The organism is Megasphaera sp. DJF_B143 (genome assembly GCF_900320625.1).
GTDB classification, from domain to species: domain Bacteria; phylum Bacillota; class Negativicutes; order Veillonellales; family Megasphaeraceae; genus Megasphaera; species Megasphaera hexanoica.
Window position 1 is genome coordinate 1 of the sequence record NZ_ONTA01000198.1, and the last position, 4,255, is coordinate 4,255.

Here is a 4,255-nt window from a genome sequence, read left to right on the forward strand (position 1 = left end):
TGCACCGTGCATCAACCACGGCATCAAGAAGGGCATGGGCTTCAGCCAGATAGAAGCAAAGAAAGCCGTACAGAACGGATACTGGCATCTCTACCGGTACAATCCGGATGTAGAAGCAGCCGGCAAGAACGGCTTCACTCTGGATTCGAAAGATCCCAAGGGCGATCTGAAGGACTTCCTCCTGGGAGAAGTACGGTATGCATCGTTGCAGAAAGTCTTCCCGGAACAGGCGGAACAGTTCTACGAACGTACGGAAAAAGATATGAAAGACCGACTCGATTCCTACAAGGAATTGGCAGACAGAAAGTAATACGCAGCAGCATATACGCTCCCGGCATGCAGCCCTGATACGTCAGGGCTGCATGTTTTTCTGCAATCAGATCATAGAGTCATATTCTTAAAAAGTTCTTGACAATTCACGAAATTTGATTCTAGAATATAATAAATAAATATCAGGAGAGCGGGAAAGGATATCTATGACAGTTAAACACATTACAAAACGACAATTGCAGACGGAAGCGAATCGCCAGTATATTATGAACGTAGCCCAGAACCTGTTTTCTCACAACGGTTATGAAAAGACCTCCATGAAAGAAATCAGTACGGCGGCCAAGCTCCCCATCGGGTCTTTATATTATCATTTTAAAAATAAAGAAGACCTGCTGCTGCAGATATGTATTTCCATTGCCCGGACACCTATGCCAAATCTGTCGCAGGATGTGGTGCAGAAGGCCAGGAAACCCTATCAGCATCTGTTCAAGGAAATCGACATGTATGGGGATCTGTGGGCCAATGCCGGTGAAGCTTTCGCTTATAATGTATACCGGACCTTTGAATATATCTACGATACGGAACACAGCTATTTATCCATCGATTTTTACAATAATATGCTCAATTTCATTAAAGTGGCCCAGAGCATTGGCACATTCGACGATACGATTTCGGCAGAAGAAGCGACGGAGTATCTGTTTATGATTATCCGCACCCTGATTTATGAATGGTCTCAGACACGGCATCATCATGAAGATATCTGGCTGTGTGGAAAATACCTGCCACGGATTTTAAAAACATTCGTCAAAGAGTAAAACGCCCGGCCGGGCGTTTTTTCTGATAAAAGGAGATTTTATGATATGAGACCTTTTGTACATCTCCATGTACATACACAGTACAGCCTATTTGATGGCATGTGCCGCATCCCTGACATGGTTTCCCGGGCTAAAGAACTGGATATGCCGGCCGTGGCAATTACCGACCATGGCAATATGTACGGCGTCATCCACCTGTATAAAGAAGCGCTGGCCCAGGGAATCAAACCTATCCTGGGGTGTGAAGTCTACATGACACGGGGCAGCCGCATGGACCATCCTGCAAAGGAACGGCTTTGCCACCTGATCCTGCTGGCTAAAAATAATGAAGGCTATCATAATTTAATAAAAATTGTATCTAAAGGGTTTATCGACGGGGAAAATAATTATCACCGTCCCCGCGTGGACTATGACTTGCTGAAAACCTATCATAGGGGACTCATCGCTCTCAGCGCATGCATTGAAGGCCAGATCCAGCAGGATCTCATCAATCGCAACGAAGCGGGGGCGCGGCGTGCGCTGGAAGAACTGGTGTCCATATTCGGGAAAGAGGACTTCTATCTGGAAGTGCAGAATCACGGACTGCCGGAAGAAAAGCTGGTGCGCCATGTTTTCAAAGACTGGGCCCGGGAGTACGGTTTGAAACTGGTGGCGACGAACGACTATCATTATATTTACAAAACCGATGCTCCGGCACAGGAAGTCAAACTCTGCATTTCTACCGGATCTACGCTGGATGATCCCAGCCATTTCCGTTTTTCCAACGATGAATTTTACATGAAAGACGGCGACGAAATGGCGGCTTTGTTTGCCGATATGCCGGAAGCACTCGATACGACCCTGGAAATTGCCGATAAATGTAATGTGACGATTTCTTTCGATGAACGGCACCTGCCCAAATTTCCCGTACCGGAAGGCGAAACCGATACGTCCTATTTGCGCAAACTTTGTGAAGAGGCATTGCCCGGTCGCTACCATCCCGTGACAGATGAAGTGCGGAAACGGCTCGATTACGAACTGGGCGTCATTGAAACCATGGGGTTTCCCTCGTATTTTCTAATCGTCTGGGACTATGTCAAGTTCGCCAGGGATCATAACATTCCCGTCGGTCCCGGCCGTGGTTCAGCTGCCGGTTCTGTCGTAGCCTATCTTCTGGGAATTACCGGGCTGGATCCGCTCAAATATCACCTCCTTTTTGAACGATTCCTTAATCCGGAACGGGTCACCATGCCCGATATCGATATGGATTTCTGCTATGAAAACCGCAGCAAGGTCATCGATTACGTTACGCAGAAATACGGTCAGGACCATGTTGCCCAGATCATCACCTTTGGTACACTGGCAGCCCGTGCCGTCCTGCGCGATGTAGGTCGGGTCATGGATATGCCTCTCAGTGAGGTAAACCGCATCGTCAAAATGGTGCCGGCCGAACTGGGCATTACACTCGATAAAGCACTCGATGAAAGCAAGGAATTCCGCAGTGAATACGAAACGGACGAACAGGTGCATCAGCTCGTAACGTATGGGAAGATCCTCGAAGGACTGCCCCGTCATTCGTCTACCCATGCAGCCGGGGTCGTCATTTCTGCTGCTCCTGTCGATGACTATGTACCGGTCCAGTTCTCAAAAGAACACTATCTGACAACCCAGTATGATAAAGACCTCGTCGAAGAACTGGGACTACTGAAAATGGACTTTCTCGGCCTGCGTACGCTGACCGTTATCGGCGATACGATCAAGCTCATCAAGGCTAACCGCGGTATCGATCTCGATATCAATGCCATTCCCCTCGACGACCCGGAAACAGGGAAACTGCTCACCGAAGGAGATACGGCCGGCGTATTCCAGATGGAATCAGAAGGCATAACCAACCTGGTAAAGGAACTGGCGCCGACGCATTTTGAAGACATGATCCCCACCGTGGCCCTGTACCGGCCAGGACCTCTGGGAAGCGGCATGGTAACGGATTTCATCAAACGAAGTCACGGTGAAACGAAGGTGACCTATCTCCATCCACTGCTGGAACCCATCCTGAAAGATACGTACGGTGTCATCCTGTATCAGGAACAGGTCATGCAGATTGCTTCCGCTATGGGCGGATTCACCCTGGGACAGGCCGATCTCCTGCGCCGTGCCATGGGCAAGAAAAAAGAAAAAATCCTGGTGGCACAGCGCAAGAATTTCCTGACGGGCACACAGAAAAATCATATCCCTGATGATATTGCCAATAAAGTATTCGACCTCATGGTCTATTTTGCCGGCTATGGCTTCAACAAATCTCATTCGGCTGCCTATGCCTATATTGCCTGGCAGACGGCCTATTTGAAAGTTCATTACCGCCCGGAATTCATGGCGGCCACCATGACCAGTGTCATCAATGATATCAGCAAAATCAGTTATTATATCCAGGAATGCAAACGCCATGGTGTGCCGGTCCTGTCCCCCGATGTCAATGCCAGCGTCTATATGTTTTCCGTACAGGGAGACAGCATCCGTTTTGGCCTTTCCGGCGTCAAGAGCGTAGGCCAGAACGCCATCACGGAAATCGTGAATAAGCGGGAGCAGGACGGTCCTTATCAGTCACTGGAAGATTTTTGCAGCCGTGTTGATTTCCACGTGGTCAATAAACGGGCCATGGAAAGTCTCATCAAATGCGGGGCCATGGATTCGTTTGGCAAGCGCCGGTCCCAGCTCATGGCCGTTCTCGACCAGGCCATGGCCCTTGGTTCGCTCTATCAGAAAGAACGCGATTCAGGGCAGATGGGTCTGTTTGATATGGAAGAAGAAAAACAGGTATCGTCACTGACTTATCCGGATGTACCGGAATATCCCATCGAAATGCGGCTGGCTATGGAAAAAGAGTATGATGGCTTTTACTTTTCCGGCCATCCCCTCGATGCCTTTCACGATGTCATGGATAAACTGACGCCCTTATCGGCCCTGTACGGGGAACATAAGGAGCAGTACGACGGACGGGTCATGGAAATTGGCGGTCTGATTACGGCCCGGCGGCAGGTCCTGACCAAGCGGAAAGACACGATGGCCATCCTGACCCTGGAAGATTATACCCATACGGTCAGCGTCGTCGTATTTCCCAAGACGTACGGGCGTTATGGCAGTCTGACGGCGGCCGATTTGGCTGTGCGCATCACCGGGCGGGCGGATATTAA

At 49.5% G+C, this 4,255-nt stretch carries 3 protein-coding genes; all 3 read left to right on the forward strand.

The features are described 5' to 3' along the window. Positions 1–310, forward strand: a 310-nt coding sequence (locus DBO31_RS09285; RefSeq protein WP_159897782.1) for a hypothetical protein, incomplete at its 5' end; no start/stop codon positions are given. Positions 311–476: 166 nt separating this feature from the next. Further along, the gene (locus DBO31_RS06095; protein WP_059075334.1) at positions 477–1,085 is read left to right on the forward strand and encodes a TetR/AcrR family transcriptional regulator; all 609 of its coding nucleotides are present in this window, start codon (positions 477–479) and stop codon (positions 1,083–1,085) included. A gap of 45 nt (positions 1,086–1,130) precedes the next feature. Further along, positions 1,131–4,255 (forward strand): DNA polymerase III subunit alpha (locus DBO31_RS06100; protein WP_150824699.1); only part of this gene is annotated, 3,125 nt, incomplete at its 3' end.